This window comes from Pantoea sp. ICBG 1758 (assembly GCF_002928325.1).
Lineage (GTDB): Bacteria > Pseudomonadota > Gammaproteobacteria > Enterobacterales > Enterobacteriaceae > Pantoea > Pantoea eucrina.
Genome location: NZ_POWL01000003.1, coordinates 70,738 through 86,867, shown reverse-complemented (window position 1 = coordinate 86,867; position 16,130 = coordinate 70,738). Strand labels below are relative to the sequence as shown.

10 protein-coding genes are annotated in these 16,130 nt (G+C 56.4%); 7 read left to right on the top strand and 3 right to left on the bottom strand.

All coding sequences use genetic code 11. From position 1 onward, the window contains the following. Positions 1 to 297: 297 nt before the first annotated feature. Positions 298 to 849, top strand: a complete 552-nt coding sequence (gene ampD, locus C1Y41_RS12155) for a 1,6-anhydro-N-acetylmuramyl-L-alanine amidase AmpD (protein ID WP_039382614.1) — start codon at positions 298 to 300, stop codon at positions 847 to 849. Positions 850 to 865: 16 nt separating this feature from the next. Beyond that, entirely contained in the window at positions 866 to 1,711 is an 846-nt protein-coding gene (ampE, locus tag C1Y41_RS12150; protein WP_039382616.1) for a beta-lactamase regulator AmpE, read from the top strand. Here the strand turns inward: ampE and C1Y41_RS12145 are convergent. The 3 genes from C1Y41_RS12145 to aroP all read right to left on the bottom strand — a co-directional run bounded on the left by C1Y41_RS12145 (position 1,693) and on the right by aroP (position 5,565). Then, on the bottom strand, positions 1,693 to 2,646 hold the full coding sequence (locus C1Y41_RS12145) for a family 43 glycosylhydrolase (protein ID WP_039382619.1): 954 nt from the start codon (positions 2,644 to 2,646) through the stop codon (positions 1,693 to 1,695). The two genes, ampE and C1Y41_RS12145, sit on opposite strands and share 19 nt — an antisense overlap. Continuing rightward, complete coding sequence (locus C1Y41_RS12140) at positions 2,643 to 4,049, bottom strand: glycoside-pentoside-hexuronide (GPH):cation symporter (RefSeq protein ID WP_104085532.1); 1,407 nt, start codon at positions 4,047 to 4,049, stop codon at positions 2,643 to 2,645. The genes C1Y41_RS12145 and C1Y41_RS12140 overlap by 4 nt, the downstream gene beginning before the upstream one ends. Positions 4,050 to 4,209: 160 nt before the next feature. Next, positions 4,210 to 5,565, bottom strand: coding sequence for an aromatic amino acid transporter AroP (aroP, locus tag C1Y41_RS12135; RefSeq protein WP_039382624.1), 1,356 nt, complete (start codon positions 5,563 to 5,565; stop codon positions 4,210 to 4,212). A gap of 523 nt (positions 5,566 to 6,088) precedes the next feature. Between aroP and pdhR the strand changes: the two genes are divergently transcribed. From pdhR to acnB, 5 genes are all read left to right on the top strand, one after another. After that, a complete protein-coding gene (gene pdhR / locus C1Y41_RS12130; RefSeq protein WP_039382625.1) occupies positions 6,089 to 6,853 on the top strand; it encodes a pyruvate dehydrogenase complex transcriptional repressor PdhR in 765 nt (254 codons plus the stop codon). 126 nt (positions 6,854 to 6,979) lie between these two features. Beyond that, positions 6,980 to 9,655 (top strand): pyruvate dehydrogenase (acetyl-transferring), homodimeric type, encoded by a 2,676-nt coding sequence (aceE, locus tag C1Y41_RS12125; protein ID WP_039382627.1) that lies wholly within the window; start codon positions 6,980 to 6,982, stop codon positions 9,653 to 9,655. 13 nt (positions 9,656 to 9,668) lie between these two features. After that, a complete protein-coding gene (gene aceF / locus C1Y41_RS12120; protein ID WP_071669067.1) occupies positions 9,669 to 11,567 on the top strand; it encodes a pyruvate dehydrogenase complex dihydrolipoyllysine-residue acetyltransferase in 1,899 nt (632 codons plus the stop codon). 173 nt (positions 11,568 to 11,740) lie between these two features. Further along, entirely contained in the window at positions 11,741 to 13,165 is a 1,425-nt protein-coding gene (gene lpdA, locus C1Y41_RS12115; protein WP_039385712.1) for a dihydrolipoyl dehydrogenase, read from the top strand. Between the two features lie 336 nt (positions 13,166 to 13,501). Next, positions 13,502 to 16,099, top strand: a complete 2,598-nt coding sequence (acnB, locus tag C1Y41_RS12110; protein WP_104085531.1) for a bifunctional aconitate hydratase 2/2-methylisocitrate dehydratase — start codon at positions 13,502 to 13,504, stop codon at positions 16,097 to 16,099. Positions 16,100 to 16,130 lie beyond the last annotated feature (31 nt).

The following is a 16,130-nucleotide window of genomic DNA, read 5'->3' as shown; positions in this document are numbered from 1 at the left end:
TCCTTTGTTCTGCAGCGCTACGATAAGCAGCACCCGCGGGTGATGAAAGCGTATCGCCTGAAAAACGGAGCGTGCCGCGCAGCCATTTTTAGCGGTTGCAGCAAACGACAGTTGCAGTACCGGGCGGGCTCACAACGCCGGGCAGAACAGGGCCACCGGAAGCGTTATGACGCTGGCCTGTTTTTGCAGCGGCAGCGGCAATGACCGGAGGATGAGAAAGCGCGCTATCGCACGAAGACGCTAAACCCTGCTCTGAATCGTGATATTCTCGGCCTGATTTTGCTAAGGATGAGAGAGATGAAACTGGAACAGGGCTGGATCAGCAGCGCCCGTAAGGTGCCCTCGCCCCACTTTAATGCACGCCCCGACAATGAAGCGCCGTCGCTGCTGGTGATCCACAACATCAGTTTGCCGCCGGGCGAATTTGGCGGGCCGTGGATCGATCGTCTGTTTACCGGCTCGCTGCCTGCCGATGCACACCCCTATTTTGCTGATATCGCGCAGCTGCGCGTGGCAGCGCACTGCCTGATCCGCCGCGACGGTGAGCTGGTACAGTACGTCTCACTAAACGAGCGCGCCTGGCACGCGGGCGTTTCGGCTTTCAGCGGGCGGGAAAACTGCAACGACTTTTCTATTGGTATTGAGCTGGAAGGCACCGACACGCTGCCTTACACCGACGCCCAGTACGCCATGCTGCAGCAGGTCACCGCGCTGCTGCAGCAGCACTATCCGCTGGCCGCCGATCGTATTACCGGCCATAGCGATATTGCACCCGGGCGTAAAACCGATCCGGGCCCGGCGTTTGACTGGTCACGCTATAAACAGGGTACTACTCAGGAGAATACCTGACACTGCAGGAGCCATTATGACGTTGTTTAGTTTGTTACTTGTTCTGGGATGGGAACGCCTGTTTAAAATGGGCGAACACTGGCAGCTGGATCACCGGCTGGAGCCGCTGTTCCGTGGCCGGCAGCGCTTTTCGCTGCCGCGGACGCTTCTGATGACCGCAGCAGCCATGCTGCTGGTGTGGCTGGTGGTCTGGAGTCTGCATGGCCTGCTGTTCGGGCTGCTGCAGCTGCTGTTCTGGATTGTGACCGGACTGCTCTGTATCGGCGCCGGTTCTGCGCGACAGCATTATCATAACTATCTGCAGGCTGCCAGCCGTGATGATGAGGCGGCGCACCAGGCGATGGCTGCAGAGCTGACGCTCATTCATGGCGTGCCGGCAAACTGCAGCGAGCGTGAGTTCCTGCGCGAGCTGCAGAATGCGCTTATCTGGATCAACTTCCGTTTCTATCTCGCTCCGCTGTTCTGGTTCGTGGTCGGAGGGCCGGTGCTGCTGGTGGGGTACGCTTTTCTGCGCGCCTGGCAGAGCTGGCTGGCACGACACGCATCAGATCAGGCACGCGCTGCCTCAGGTGTTGATGCGCTGCTGCACGTGCTGGACTGGATCCCGGTACGGCTGGCGGGCGTCGCTTATGCGCTGCTGGGTCACGGCGAGCGCGCGCTGCCCGCCTGGTTTGCTTCTCTGAGCGACCTCCATCGCGCTCAGTATCAGGTGCTGACCAGCCTGGCGCAGTTCTCGCTGGCGCGCGATCCGCATACGGATAAAGTCGCCACCCCACGCGTGGCGGTGGCGCTGGCAAAACGCACTTCGCTGGTGCTGGTGGTGGTGGTGGCGCTCCTGACTATCTACGGCACGCTGGTGTGATCCGCCGGAGGCACGCCAAAATCGGGCGTGCCATCCTCGCGCCAGCTGAAATATTTCAGGCGCGTATGGCGATTGGGATCCCACAGCGGATCGCCCTCAATTTCCGTGTAGTTGCGGGCGTGATAAACCAGCACGTCGCGTCCCGCTTCATCCGTCGTAAAACTGTTGTGTCCCGGCCCGTACTGCTGATTTTCCCAGCTGGTGGTAAACACCGGCCGCGCTGACTTCTGCCAGGCGATGCGATCGCGCGGATCGGCCTGCACGTCAATACTCAGCATACCCAGACAGTAGTTTTCATCGGTCGCGCTGGCGGAGTAGGTCACAAACAGCCGGTTGCCGTGACGGATCGCCGCCGGACCTTCGTTAACGCTGAAGCCGGCACACTCCCACTCATATTCAGGCCGGCTCAGCATCACCGGCGTGCCTTTAAGCGTCCAGGGGTTAAGCAGCTCGGCCAGATAAAGATTGGAATTACCGGGAATAGCGGGATCTTTTTGTGCCCAGAGATACCAGTTTTTACCCTGATGGACGAAATGGGTGGCGTCCAGCGCAAAGCTATCGAACTGCGTTTCGACCCGGCGACAGGGCTGCCAGTAGCCGGTCAGCGGATCGGCATCATCGCAGACCAGCGCATACATGCGATGCTGAAACAGCCCCTCTTTAATTTCCCGGCTCGGCGCTGCCGCAAAGTAGATGACCCACTGACCATTAATGTGGTGCAGCTCGGGCGCCCAGATCAGCTCACTGTATTCACCCTGATCCGGCTTGCGCCAGACGGTAACGGCGGGTGCCTCACGCAGTCCCGCAAGCGTGCTGGCGTGGCGCAGCTCCAGCCGATCGTATTCCGGTACTGAGGCGATAAAGTAGTAGCCAGCGCCGTGCCGCAGAATAAAGGGATCGGCGCGCTGCGTAATAAAAGGGTTAGGCCAGGTCATTTGATCTCTCCGGGTTGAGTGGTTGCGGCCGGGGATGGGGCGGACAAATCGCGAAAGTTAGCGCGGCGCAGCGCCAGGTCATCCTGAATCGTGCGCATCAGCTTGCGATCCACTTTCATCAGGCGCACTACGCCTGCGGTGATCAGGTAGCCGACACCGGGTATTACGGTAAAGAGCAGCATAATGCCGTTGACGGCGCTGGCGGACTGCTGTTTTGCACCCGCGTCATAGCCGTAAACCGACAGCAAAAAGCCGACCATGGCACCAGCAACCGCCAGCCCGACCTTGAGAAAAAAGAGATTGCCGGAAAAGCTCATCCCGGTAATACGCTTGCCGGTTTTCCACTCGCCATAGTCATCCACATCGGCCATCAGCGACCAGTGCAGCGGCGAGGGGATCTGATGCAGAATATTCAGCAGGAAATAGGCCACCACCACCGTGACGGTAGCGTGTGGATCGATCCAGTAAAACCCGCAGGAGAAGAGCGCCAGGGCGATATTGGTCCAGAAAAAGACCTTCAGCTTGCACCAGCGGTCGGTGAGATATTTTGCCAGCGTGCTGCCACCCATCATGCCGATCACGCCAAGGCTGATAAACAGCGTGGCAAAATGCGTCGACTGGCCCATGACCCAGGTCACGTAATACATGGTGGCCGCCATGCGGATAAAGCCGGGACAGACGTTGCAGAAGGTCAGCAGCAGAATGCGCACCCACTGATCGTTTTTCCAGATATCGCGCAGGTCTTTCTTCAGATCGTCATGCGTCGGCACCGCAGGCCGGATTCGTTCGCGGACGTTAGCAAAACAGAACAGAAACATCGCCAGGCCAATCAGCGCCAGCACGCTCATCGCCAGCTGATAGCCGCGCGCCTTGTTGTCACCGCCAAACCACTCCGCCATAGGCAGCAGTGAGATTGAGAGGATCAGCGTGGCGACACCCACCATCACGAAGCGATAAGACTGACAGGAAACGCGCTCGCCCGGATCGCTGGTGATAACGCCGCCCAGTGAACAGTAGGGAATATTGATGGCGGTATAGGTCAGCGACATCAGGAAATAGGTGACAAAGGCCCAGATAACTTTGTTTTCATAGCTCCAGTCCGGCGTGGTAAACATCAGTACGCTGAACAGAACATATGGCACTGAGACCCAGAGCAGCCAGGGACGGAAGCGGCCCCATCGGCTCTGGGTACGATCCGCTATCGCGCCCATGATGGGGTCTGTTACCGCATCCAGCACGCGTACTGAAAGCAGCAGTACGCCGACCAGCGCCGGTGCCAGGCCAAAAACATCGGTGTAGAAGTAGTTCAGAAACAGCATGATCGCGCCACCAATCATGTTACAGCCGGCATCGCCCATGCCATATCCCAGTTTTTCTCTGAATGAGAGTGCAGCACTTTTCATCGTCGTCTCCTGCGACAAGTGGAGCGAAAAGTATCAGCGCAAACGGCAGGCAGGGGTGATCAACAATGAGTCGCGTAGATGGACAAAACGGGTGCAGGGAAAAAAGTGTGAGGACGATCGGCAGAGGTGCCCGGTCAGATGAACCGGGCACGCGGGACTATCAGGCTTTCTGCGTTTTGTTTTTAATGGCGTAACCCACCGCCAGAATAACCAGCCAGACCGGAATCAGCCATACCGAGATCGCCATTCCAGGCGTCATCGCCATGATCACCAGCACGGCGGCCATAAACAGCAGGCAGAGCCAGTTACCGGCCGGGTAGAGCACCGCGCGGAAGCGCGTAGTGACACCCTGCTGATCTTTCTTACGGCGGAATTTCATATGTGCCAGGCTAATCATCGCCCAGTTGATAACCAGGGCCGACACCACCAGAGACATCAGGATGCCAAAGGCTTCTCCCGGCATAAGATAGTTAATCAACACGCACAGCGCGGTAGCGACCGCTGAGACCATAATGGTGGCAACCGGTACGCCACGACGATCAACCCTGAGCAGCGCTTTTGGCGCATTGCCCTGCTGGGCCAGGCCGAACAGCATACGACTGTTGCAGTAAACACAGCTGTTATAGACCGAGAGCGCCGCCGTCAGGATCACGACGTTCAGCGCATTCGCGACCAGCGCATCACCCAGCTCATGAAAGATCAGGACAAACGGACTGGTGTCAGCGGTGACGCGCGTCCAGGGCAGCAGCGACAGCAGCACTGCCAGTGAGCCAATGTAAAAAATCAGAATGCGCCACAGCACCTGATTAGTGGCTTTAGGAATGCTCTCTTCCGGGTTGTCCGCTTCTGCAGCGGTAATGCCTACCAGCTCCAGGCCGCCAAAGGAGAACATAATAATCGCCATCATCATAACCAGACCGGTCATGCCGTGCGGCAGAAAGCCGCCCTGAGCCCACAGGTTGCTGACGGATGCCTGCGGACCGGCGTTGCCGCTGAACAGCAGCCAGCCGCCAAACAGGATCATGCCGATAACGGCCACGACTTTGATAATGGCGAACCAGAACTCCATCTCACCAAACACTTTGACGTTGGTCAGGTTAATGGCATTGATGACGACAAAGAAAATAGCGGCGCTGGCCCAGGCAGGAAAATCGGGATACCAGAACTGAATATATTTGCCGACGGCGCTGAGTTCGGCCATTGCAACCAGCACATAGAGCACCCAGTAGTTCCAGCCAGAGGCGAAGCCGGCAAAATTGCCCCAGTATTTGTAGGCAAAATGGCTGAAGCTGCCGGCAACCGGCTCCTCAACCACCATTTCGCCCAGCTGGCGCATAATTAAAAAGGCGATAAATCCGGCAATGGCATAACCCAGAATCACGGCCGGGCCGGCAGATTTAATAACCGATGCGCTACCCAGAAACAGGCCGGTGCCGACGGCACCGCCCAGCGCGATCAGCTGGATATGGCGATTCTTCAGGCCGCGATGCAGCGCTTCGCCATGCTGTTGTTCCATACAAACCTCTTTGTATTGTTATTGTGCACCTGCAGTGCCCGCACTTAAGGCTGTGATACTGCGTGTAATCTTTTCTTTACGAATTCAGACTGGCTCTCTGTAGCGAGACGCTATTCAGGCGACCAGAATAGTGATAAGCGCGCGACTTTGCACCTGCTTTTGCTTTTTGTGCTAAGGAGTGATGGAAAAAGCAGCGATTTACTCTGTGGTTTCCCTTGCGCTATTTCTGCCATGAATAATGCTTAAACACGAATAGCTTTCGCTTATGGCGTATAAGAGAAACGACCGCTTTTGCAGTGTAAGGTTTGGTAAAAGTGAAATCTGTTAACAACTTCGCGCAGTTGTTTCTTTTTCCTGTTACTACGGCGGCTTAAGGCAGGATGCCTGGGTTCAGGGCTATATCGGGCTGGAAGTAGGAGAGTGGCCATATAGACACAAGGTGAATACTTTGTTACTTTACGGGCACCATTTTTCAATTGGTATTACCAATTTACTCCAGACGTTTGGCTTATAAGAAGGGAAGATGGCTTATAGTAAAATTCGCCAGCCCAAGCTCTCCGATGCGATAGAGCAGCAGCTGGAATCCCTGATTATGGAAGGGACCCTTCAGCCGGGTGAGAAACTGCTCCCCGAGCGCGAACTGGCCAAACAGTTTGATGTCTCACGTCCATCGCTACGCGAAGCGATTCAGAGTCTGGAAGCCAAAGGTTTACTGCTGCGTCGCCAGGGTGGCGGCACATTTGTGCAGCAGAACCTCTGGCAGAGCTTAAGCGACCCCCTGGTCGGGCTGCTGGCCCAGCATCCGGAATCTCAGTTCGATCTGCTGGAAACCCGTCATGCGCTGGAAGGCGTGGCTGCCTACTACGCAGCGCTACGCGGTACCGATGAAGATCTGCAGCGTATTCGCGACTGCCATCTTCAGATTCAGCAGGCGCAGGAGAGCGGCGATCTCGACGCCGAAGCGGACGCCGTCATGAAGTATCAGATTGCGGTCACGGAAGCGGCGCATAATGTGGTGCTGCTGCACCTGCTGCGCTCCATGAGCCCGATGCTGGAACAAAACGTACGTCAGAATTTCGAATTGCTCTACGCTCGCCGCGAAATGCTGGCGAAAGTGAGCGAGCATCGCGCCAGTATTTTTGCGGCGATTGTGGCGCGCGAGCCGGAACAGGCCCGCGAAGCCTCGCATCGTCATCTGGCGTTTATAGAGGAAATCTTGCTGGACAGAAGTCGGGAGCAGAGCCGTCGTGAACGCTCCCTGCGTCGTTTACAGCAACGCAAGGAATAACGTACGGCAACGAACGTGCGACATAAACGACGGGCCTGTCTTCTTGTGCTGTGAACCTGAAGCACAACACAAGCAGACAGGCTCCTGATAATTCAACGTATTAGACACAGATAAGGAATACCCCCCATGTCAGAACGTTTACAGAATGACGTGGATCCGATCGAAACTCGTGACTGGCTACAGGCGATCGAATCGGTCATCCGTGAAGAAGGTGTTGAGCGTGCGCAGTATCTGATTGATCAGGTCCTGAGCGCTGCCCGCAAAGGTGGTGTAAAAGTAGCTGGCGGTGGCGGTGCTGCTGCAGCGATCAGCAACTATATCAACACCATTGCGACAGAAGATGAGCCGGACTATCCGGGCAACACCTCTCTCGAACGTCGTATCCGTTCCGCAATTCGCTGGAACGCCATTGTTTCAGTTCTGCGTGCGTCGAAGAAAGATCTGGAGCTGGGGGGACACCTCTCTTCTTTCCAGAGCTCTGCCACAATCTATGAAGTGTGCTTCAACCACTTCTTCCGCGCACGCAGCGAAAAAGATGGCGGCGATCTGGTCTACTTCCAGGGTCACATTTCTCCAGGCATCTACTCACGTGCGTTCCTTGAAGGACGTCTGACTGAAGAGCAGATGAATAACTTCCGTCAGGAAGTGCACGGCAATGGCCTGTCATCCTATCCGCATCCAAAACTGATGCCGGACTTCTGGCAGTTCCCGACCGTTTCAATGGGTCTGGGTCCGCTGAACGCTATCTATCAGGCGAAGTTCCTGAAGTACCTGGAGCATCGCGGCCTGAAAGATACGTCTGGTCAGACGGTGTACGCTTTCCTTGGCGATGGCGAGATGGATGAACCGGAATCCAAAGGTGCTATCACCATTGCGACCCGTGAGAAGCTGGACAACCTGGTCTTCATCATCAACTGTAACCTGCAGCGTCTGGATGGCCCGGTCACCGGTAACGGTAAGATCATCAACGAGCTGGAAGGCATTTTTGCCGGTGCTGGCTGGAACGTGATCAAAGTGATCTGGGGCGGACGCTGGGATGAGCTGCTGAAGAAAGACACCAGCGGCAAACTGATTCAGCTGATGAACGAAACCGTTGACGGCGACTATCAGACCTTTAAATCACGCGACGGCGCCTATGTGCGCGAGCACTTCTTCGGTAAATACCCGGAGACCGCTGCGCTGGTGAAAGACTGGTCCGACGAAGAGATTTTCGCACTGAACCGCGGCGGCCACGATCCGAAGAAAATCTATGCTGCCCTGAAAAAGGCGCAGGAGACCAAAGGTCAGCCAACGCTGATTCTGGCTCATACCATTAAAGGTTATGGTATGGGTGATACCGCGGAAGGCAAAAATATCGCCCACCAGGTCAAGAAGATGAACATGGATGGCGTACGCTACATCCGCGATCGCTTCAATGTGCCAGTGGCTGATGAGAAAATCGAAGAGCTGCCTTACGTCACCTTTGAAAAAGGCTCAGAAGAGTACAACTACCTGCACGGCCAGCGTGAGAAGCTGGGTGGCTATCTGCCAACCCGTCAGGCGGAGTTCACTGAGAAGCTGGAAATGCCGACGCTGGAAGAGTTCAAACCTCTGCTGGAAGAGCAGAGCAAAGAGATCTCTACCACGATCGCTTTCGTGCGCGCGCTGAACGTGATGCTGAAGAACAAGTCGATCAAAGATCGTCTGGTGCCAATCCTCGCGGATGAAGCACGTACTTTTGGTATGGAAGGCCTGTTCCGTCAGATCGGTATCTACAGCCCGAACGGCCAGCAGTATACGCCGCAGGACCGCGAGCAGGTTGCTTACTATAAAGAAGATGAGAAAGGCCAGATTCTGCAGGAAGGGATCAACGAGCTGGGCGCAGGTTCATCCTGGCTGGCAGCGGCGACCTCTTACAGCACCAACAACCTGCCGATGATCCCGTTCTACATCTACTACTCCATGTTTGGCTTCCAGCGCATTGGCGATCTGATGTGGCTGGCGGGCGATCAGCAGGCGCGTGGCTTCCTGGTTGGCGGTACGTCGGGCCGTACGACGCTGAACGGCGAAGGTCTGCAGCATGAAGATGGCCACAGCCATATTCAGTCGCTGACCATCCCTAACTGCATCTCCTACGATCCTTCCTACGCGTATGAAGTGGCGGTGATCATGCAGGATGGCCTGGTGCGTATGTATGGTGAAGCGCAGGAAAACATCTATTACTACATCACCACGCTGAACGAAAACTACCATATGCCGGCGATGCCGCAGGGTGCGGAAGAGGGTATCCGTAAGGGTATCTATAAGCTGGAAGAAGTCGAAGGCAAGAAAGGCAAAGTGCAGCTGCTGGGCTCAGGCTCTATTCTGCGCCACGTGCGCGAAGCGGCACAGATTCTGGCGAAAGAGTACGGTATCGGCTCTGATGTCTACAGCGTAACCTCGTTCACCGAGCTGGCGCGAGATGGTCAGGATTGCGAGCGCTGGAACATGCTGCATCCGACAGAAACGCCACGCGTGCCTTACATCGCTCAGGTGATGAACGATGCGCCGGCCGTTGCGTCAACCGACTACATGAAGCTGTTCGCAGAACAGGTCCGCAGCTATGTGCCAGCCAGCGACTACCGCGTGCTGGGTACCGATGGCTTCGGTCGTTCTGACAGCCGTGAAAATCTGCGTCATCACTTCGAAGTGGATGCGTCATATGTGGTAGTGGCTGCGCTGGGTGAGCTGGCTAAACGCGGCGAAATCGAGAAGCAGGTGGTAGCGGACGCTATCGCTAAATTCGATATCGACGCTGATAAAGTTAACCCGCGTCTGGCTTAAGAGGTAAAGAGTAATGGCTATCGAAATTAACGTACCGGATATCGGGTCAGACGAAGTTGAAGTCACCGAAATTTTGGTGAAGGTGGGCGACAGCGTTGAAGCTGAGCAGTCGCTGATCTCTGTGGAAGGCGATAAAGCCTCGATGGAAGTGCCTTCGCCGCAGGCGGGCGTGGTTAAAGAGATCAAAATCGCCGTCGGTGACAAAGTGAATACCGGCTCGCTGATTATGGTGTTTGACGCTGAAGGTGCGGCAGAAGCTGCACCGGCTGCCGAAGAGAAAAAAGCAGAAGCCGCGCCGGCTCCTGCTGCTGCAACGGCAACCGCCAGCAAAGAGGTTAACGTACCGGATATCGGTGGTGATGAAGTCGAAGTCACAGAGATCCTGGTTAAAGTGGGCGACAAGGTTGAAGCTGAGCAGTCGCTGATCACCGTTGAAGGCGACAAAGCTTCAATGGAAGTGCCTGCGCCGTTTGCTGGCGTAGTGAAAGAGATCAAAATCGCTACCGGCGATAAAGTGAACACCGGTTCACTGATTATGATCTTTGACGCAGAAGGCGACGCACCGGCTGCCGACGCGAAACCACAGATGAAAGAAGAGGCGACCTCCGCCCCGGCTGCAGCTGCAGGCGCGAAAGAGGTAAACGTACCGGATATCGGCGGTGATGAAGTTGAAGTGACCGAGGTACTGGTGAAAGCGGGCGATAAAGTCACCGCTGAGCAGTCGCTGATTGTGGTTGAAGGCGATAAAGCCTCTATGGAAGTGCCGGCGCCGTTTGCCGGTACGGTAAAAGAGCTGAAAGTGGCCACCGGTGACAAAGTCAGTACCGGCTCACTGATCATGATCTTTGAAGTGGAAGGCGGCGCACCATCGCCAGCACCGGCAGCCAAACCGGAAGCGGCCGCCGCGCCGGCGAAAGCGGAGGCTAAACCCGCTGCAGCACCTGCGCCGGCTAAAGCGGAAGCGAAAAGTGAGTTCGCTGAGAATGACGCCTATGTGCACGCCACGCCGGTGATCCGTCGTCTGGCGCGCGAGTTTGGCGTTAACCTGGCGAAGGTGAAAGGCACCGGGCGTAAGGGCCGCATCCTGAAAGAGGATGTGCAGACTTACGTGAAAGAGGCGGTGAAACGCGCTGAGGCTGCGCCAGCTGCTGCTGCAGGCGGCGGTCTGCCAGGCATGCTGCCATGGCCGAAGGTAGACTTCAGCAAGTTTGGTGAAGTGGAAGAAGTGGAGCTGGGCCGTATCCAGAAAATCTCTGGTGCTAACCTGAGCCGTAACTGGGTCATGATCCCGCACGTTACGCACTTCGATAAAACCGATATCACCGATCTGGAAGCGTTCCGCAAGCAGCAGAACGCGGAAGCCGAGAAGCGCAAGCTGGATGTGAAGTTCACCCCGGTGGTGTTCATCATGAAAGCGGTTGCGGCGGCCCTGGAGCAGATGCCGCGTTTCAACAGCTCGCTGTCTGAAGATGGTCAGAAACTGACGCTGAAGAAATACATCAACATCGGCGTGGCGGTTGATACGCCAAATGGTCTGGTGGTTCCGGTGTTCAAGGATGTGAATAAGAAAGGCATCACTGAACTCTCGCGTGAGCTGATGGCAACCTCGAAGAAAGCGCGCGATGGCAAACTGACCGCCAGCGATATGCAGGGCGGCTGTTTCACCATCTCCAGCCTTGGCGGCCTGGGCACGACGCACTTCGCGCCTATCGTCAACGCGCCGGAAGTGGCGATCCTTGGCGTCTCCAAATCGGCCATGGAGCCGGTCTGGAACGGTAAAGAGTTTGCACCGCGTCTGATGATGCCGATCTCGCTCTCGTTTGACCACCGCGTGATCGACGGTGCTGATGGTGCGCGTTTCATCACCATCATCAACAATATGCTGTCTGATATTCGCCGTCTGGTGATGTGAAGTTAATCAAGGCCGGCAAATGCCGGCCTTGTTGTAAGCATTCAGTTGTTACCGTGGTTGGCAGTTTATTAACAATTCTGTAAACTCTCGCGGTGAAATGTCCCGGTGGCGACAGGGTAGCATGAGCCTGGGAAAGGTCGCTCTGACCGCCGGCAATCTAACAAGAGGTCATGATGAGTACAGAGATTAAAACTCAAGTCGTGGTACTTGGGGCAGGTCCTGCAGGTTACTCTGCAGCCTTCCGTTGCGCTGACTTAGGTCTGGAGACCGTTCTGGTTGAGCGCTACAACACCCTCGGTGGTGTTTGTCTGAACGTAGGCTGTATCCCGTCAAAAGCGCTGCTGCACGTCGCGAAAGTGATTGAAGAAGCGAAAGCGCTGGAAGAGCACGGCATCGTGTTTGGTCAGCCGCAGACAGACATTAACAAGATCCGCACCTGGAAAGAGAAGGTGATCAACCAGCTGACCGGCGGTCTGGCCGGAATGGCGAAAGGCCGTAAGGTCAAAGTCGTAAACGGTCTGGGTAAATTCACCGGTGCCAACACCCTGGTGGTTGAAGGTGAGGGTGGCGCAACCACCATCAACTTCGATAACGCAATCATCGCCGCAGGCTCACGCCCTATCGAGCTGCCGTTTATCCCGCATCACGATCCGCGCGTCTGGGACTCTACGTCAGCGCTGGAGCTGCGTGAAGTGCCGAAGCGTCTGCTGGTCATGGGCGGCGGCATCATCGGTCTGGAGATGGCGACAGTTTACCATGCGCTGGGTTCAGAGATTGACGTGGTTGAGATGTTTGACCAGGTGATCCCGGCAGCGGATAAAGACGTGGTTAAAGTCTTTACCAAGCGTATCAGTAAGAAATTCAATCTGATGCTGGAAACCAAAGTCACCGCGGTTGACGCGAAAGATGACGGTATCTATGTGTCGATGGAAGGTAAAAAAGCGCCTGCTGAGGCGCAGCGCTATGACGCGGTGCTGGTCGCCATTGGCCGCGTGCCAAACGGTAAAGGCCTCGACGCCGGTAAAGCGGGCGTGGAAGTGGACGAGCGCGGCTTTATCCGTGTCGATAAGCAGATGCGTACCAATGTGCCGCACATCTACGCTATCGGTGATATCGTGGGTCAGCCTATGCTGGCGCACAAAGGCGTGCACGAAGGCCACGTTGCCGCTGAGGTCATCTCTGGTCTGAAGCACTACTTCGATCCGAAAGTGATCCCATCCATCGCCTATACCGAGCCGGAAGTTGCATGGGTAGGTCTGACTGAGAAAGAAGCCAAAGAGAAGGGCATCAGCTACGAAGTCTCCACCTTCCCATGGGCGGCCTCAGGCCGTGCTATCGCTTCTGACTGCGCTGACGGCATGACCAAGCTGATCTTTGACAAAGAGACGCATCGCGTTATCGGCGGTGCTGTAGTCGGCACCAACGGCGGCGAGCTGCTGGGTGAAATCGGTCTGGCGATCGAAATGGGTTGTGATGCCGAAGATATCGCGCTCACCATCCATGCGCACCCGACGCTGCATGAATCAGTTGGCCTTGCCGCTGAAATCTTTGAGGGCAGCATCACCGATCTGCCAAACGCGAAAGCGAAGAAGAAGTAAGTTTCACTTCTGCGATCAACGGCTCCTGCGGGGGCCGTTTTTTTTTTGCTGTTACAGCCGCAGGCATAACTAAAGGTTAGCCAGATCATTTTCTGCCACGCTGAAAGTTATGATCTGAAAACCGCCTGCCGCATATCTGCCGCTTTTTTTTCCGTCTGCAGGGGAATACCCGGACAGTTATGCCGGAAATTGGCTGGATGTTGCTTTTTTGTAAACAGATTAACAATCAGGCGAAATCCTGCTATGCTGGCCGACGCAGAACCGGGCACCTCACCCTACTGTTTAACAGCATCAAGGTGTACCGGAAAGCTATACAATGAGAGCGAGGAGAACGTCGTGCTAGAAGAATACCGTAAGCACGTTGCCGAGCGTGCTGCCCAGGGAATCGTACCTAAGCCGTTAGATGCTTCCCAGATGGCCGCGCTGGTTGAACTGCTGAAAAGCCCGCCTGCGGGTGAAGAAGAATTTCTGGTTGACCTGCTGGTTAACCGCGTCCCGCCAGGCGTTGATGAAGCCGCCTATGTTAAAGCCGGTTTCCTGGCTGCTGTCGCAACGGGCGAAGCCCACTCTCCTCTGGTTACGCGCGAGAAAGCTGTTGAACTGCTGGGCACCATGCAGGGTGGCTATAACATCCACGCGCTGATTGAAGCACTCGACGACGAAGCACTGGCACCGATTGCCGCTGAAGCGCTGTCCCATACGCTGCTGATGTTCGACAACTTCTACGATGTGGAAGAGAAAGCCAAAGCGGGTAACGCCCACGCAAAAAAAATCCTGCAATCCTGGGCTGATGCCGAGTGGTTCCTGAAGCGTCCTAAGCTGGCTGAAAAAATCACCACCACCGTGTTCAAAGTGACCGGCGAAACCAACACCGACGACCTCTCTCCGGCGCCGGATGCGTGGTCGCGCCCGGATATTCCACTGCATGCGCTGGCGATGCTGAAAAACCCGCGTGATGGTATTGAGCCAGACGAGGCGGGCAACATTGGCCCGATCAAACAGATTCAGGCGCTGCAGCAGAAAGGCTTCCCGCTGACGTATGTCGGCGACGTCGTAGGTACCGGCTCATCACGTAAATCCGCCACCAACTCGGTGCTGTGGTTTATGGGTGAAGATATCCCGTACGTGCCGAACAAAAAGGGCGGCGGTCTCTGCCTGGGCGGTAAAATTGCCCCGATTTTCTTCAACACCATGGAAGATGCCGGCGCGCTGCCGATCGAACTGGATGTTGAGCGCCTGAACATGGGCGATGTGATTGACGTTTACCCGTATAAAGGCGAAGTCCGCAGTCACGAAACCAATGAACTGCTGGCAACCTTTGAACTGAAAACCGATGTGCTGCTGGATGAAGTCCGCGCCGGCGGCCGTATTCCGCTGATTATCGGTCGCGGCCTGACGACGAAAGCACGCGAGTCACTCGGCCTGCCGGCAAGCGACGTCTTTGTGCAGGCGAAAGATATCGCCACCAGCACGCGCGGCTACTCGCTGGCGCAGAAGATGGTGGGCCGCGCCTGTGGCGTTGAGGGTATTCGTCCGGGCGCGTACTGCGAGCCGAAGATGACCTCTGTGGGTTCACAGGATACCACCGGTCCGATGACGCGCGATGAGCTGAAAGACCTGGCGTGCCTCGGCTTCTCCGCCGATCTGGTGATGCAATCCTTCTGCCACACCGCGGCCTATCCGAAGCCGGTTGATGTGACCACGCACCATACGCTGCCGGATTTCATCATGAACCGCGGTGGCGTCTCGCTGCGTCCGGGCGATGGTATTATTCACAGCTGGCTGAACCGTATGCTGCTGCCGGATACCGTTGGCACCGGCGGTGACTCACACACCCGCTTCCCGATTGGCATCTCTTTCCCGGCGGGTTCCGGCCTGGTGGCGTTTGCCGCTGCGACTGGCGTGATGCCGCTCGATATGCCGGAATCGGTGCTGGTGCGCTTTAAGGGCACCATGCAGCCGGGCATTACGCTGCGCGATCTGGTACACGCTATCCCGCTGTACGCGATTAAGCAGGGCCTGCTGACGGTAGAGAAGAAGGGCAAGAAAAACATCTTCTCCGGCCGTATTCTGGAGATCGAAGGTCTGCCGGATCTGAAAGTTGAGCAGGCTTTTGAGCTGTCTGATGCCTCCGCTGAGCGTTCTGCTGCCGGTTGTACCATCAAGCTGGATAAAGCGCCGATCATCGAGTACCTGAACTCCAACATCGTCCTGCTGAAGTGGATGATCTCGGAAGGCTACGGCGATCGCCGTACGCTGGAGCGCCGCGTTGAGGGCATGGAGAAATGGCTGGCCGATCCGCAGCTGCTGGAAGGCGATGCAGATGCAGAATACGCTGCGGTGATCGAGATCGATCTGGCGGATATCAAAGAGCCGATTCTGTGTGCACCAAACGATCCGGATGATGCGCGCTGGCTCTCTGACGTGCAGGGCGAGAAGATTGACGAAGTGTTTATCGGCTCCTGCATGACCAATATCGGTCACTTCCGCGCGGCCGGTAAGCTGCTGGACGCGCATAAGGGCCAGCTGCCGACGCGTCTCTGGGTGGCTCCGCCAACCAAGATGGATGCGGCGCAGCTTACCGAAGAGGGCTACTACAGCGTCTTTGGTAAAAGCGGTGCGCGTATTGAGATCCCGGGCTGTTCGCTCTGCATGGGTAACCAGGCACGCGTGCAGGACGGTGCGACGGTGGTCTCCACGTCGACCCGTAACTTCCCGAACCGTCTGGGTAACGGCGCCAACGTCTTCCTGGCATCAGCCGAGCTGGCTGCCGTCGCTTCGCTGCTTGGCAAACTGCCAACGCCGGACGAGTATCAGCAGTTTATGGTGCAGGTGGATAAAACGGCCGACGACACCTATCGCTATCTCAACTTTGACCAGCTGGGTCAATATACCGAGAAAGCGGACAGCGTGATTTTCCAGACCGCCGTATAACGCGACGGGTAAATCGGGGGGGGGATGATGC

Bases quoted from the DNA above. Each gene is read 5' to 3' on its own strand.
- C1Y41_RS12145 (WP_039382619.1), bottom strand. From the start codon at position 2,646: ATGACCTGGCCTAACCCTTTTATTACGCAGCGCGCCGATCCCTTTATT.
- ampE (WP_039382616.1), top strand. From the start codon at position 866: ATGACGTTGTTTAGTTTGTTACTTGTTCTGGGATGGGAACGCCTGTTT.
- pdhR (WP_039382625.1), top strand. From the start codon at position 6,089: ATGGCTTATAGTAAAATTCGCCAGCCCAAGCTCTCCGATGCGATAGAG.
- C1Y41_RS12140 (WP_104085532.1), bottom strand. From the start codon at position 4,049: ATGAAAAGTGCTGCACTCTCATTCAGAGAAAAACTGGGATATGGCATG.
- aroP (WP_039382624.1), bottom strand. From the start codon at position 5,565: ATGGAACAACAGCATGGCGAAGCGCTGCATCGCGGCCTGAAGAATCGC.
- aceF (WP_071669067.1), top strand. From the start codon at position 9,669: ATGGCTATCGAAATTAACGTACCGGATATCGGGTCAGACGAAGTTGAA.
- aceE (WP_039382627.1), top strand. From the start codon at position 6,980: ATGTCAGAACGTTTACAGAATGACGTGGATCCGATCGAAACTCGTGAC.
- lpdA (WP_039385712.1), top strand. From the start codon at position 11,741: ATGAGTACAGAGATTAAAACTCAAGTCGTGGTACTTGGGGCAGGTCCT.
- ampD (WP_039382614.1), top strand. From the start codon at position 298: ATGAAACTGGAACAGGGCTGGATCAGCAGCGCCCGTAAGGTGCCCTCG.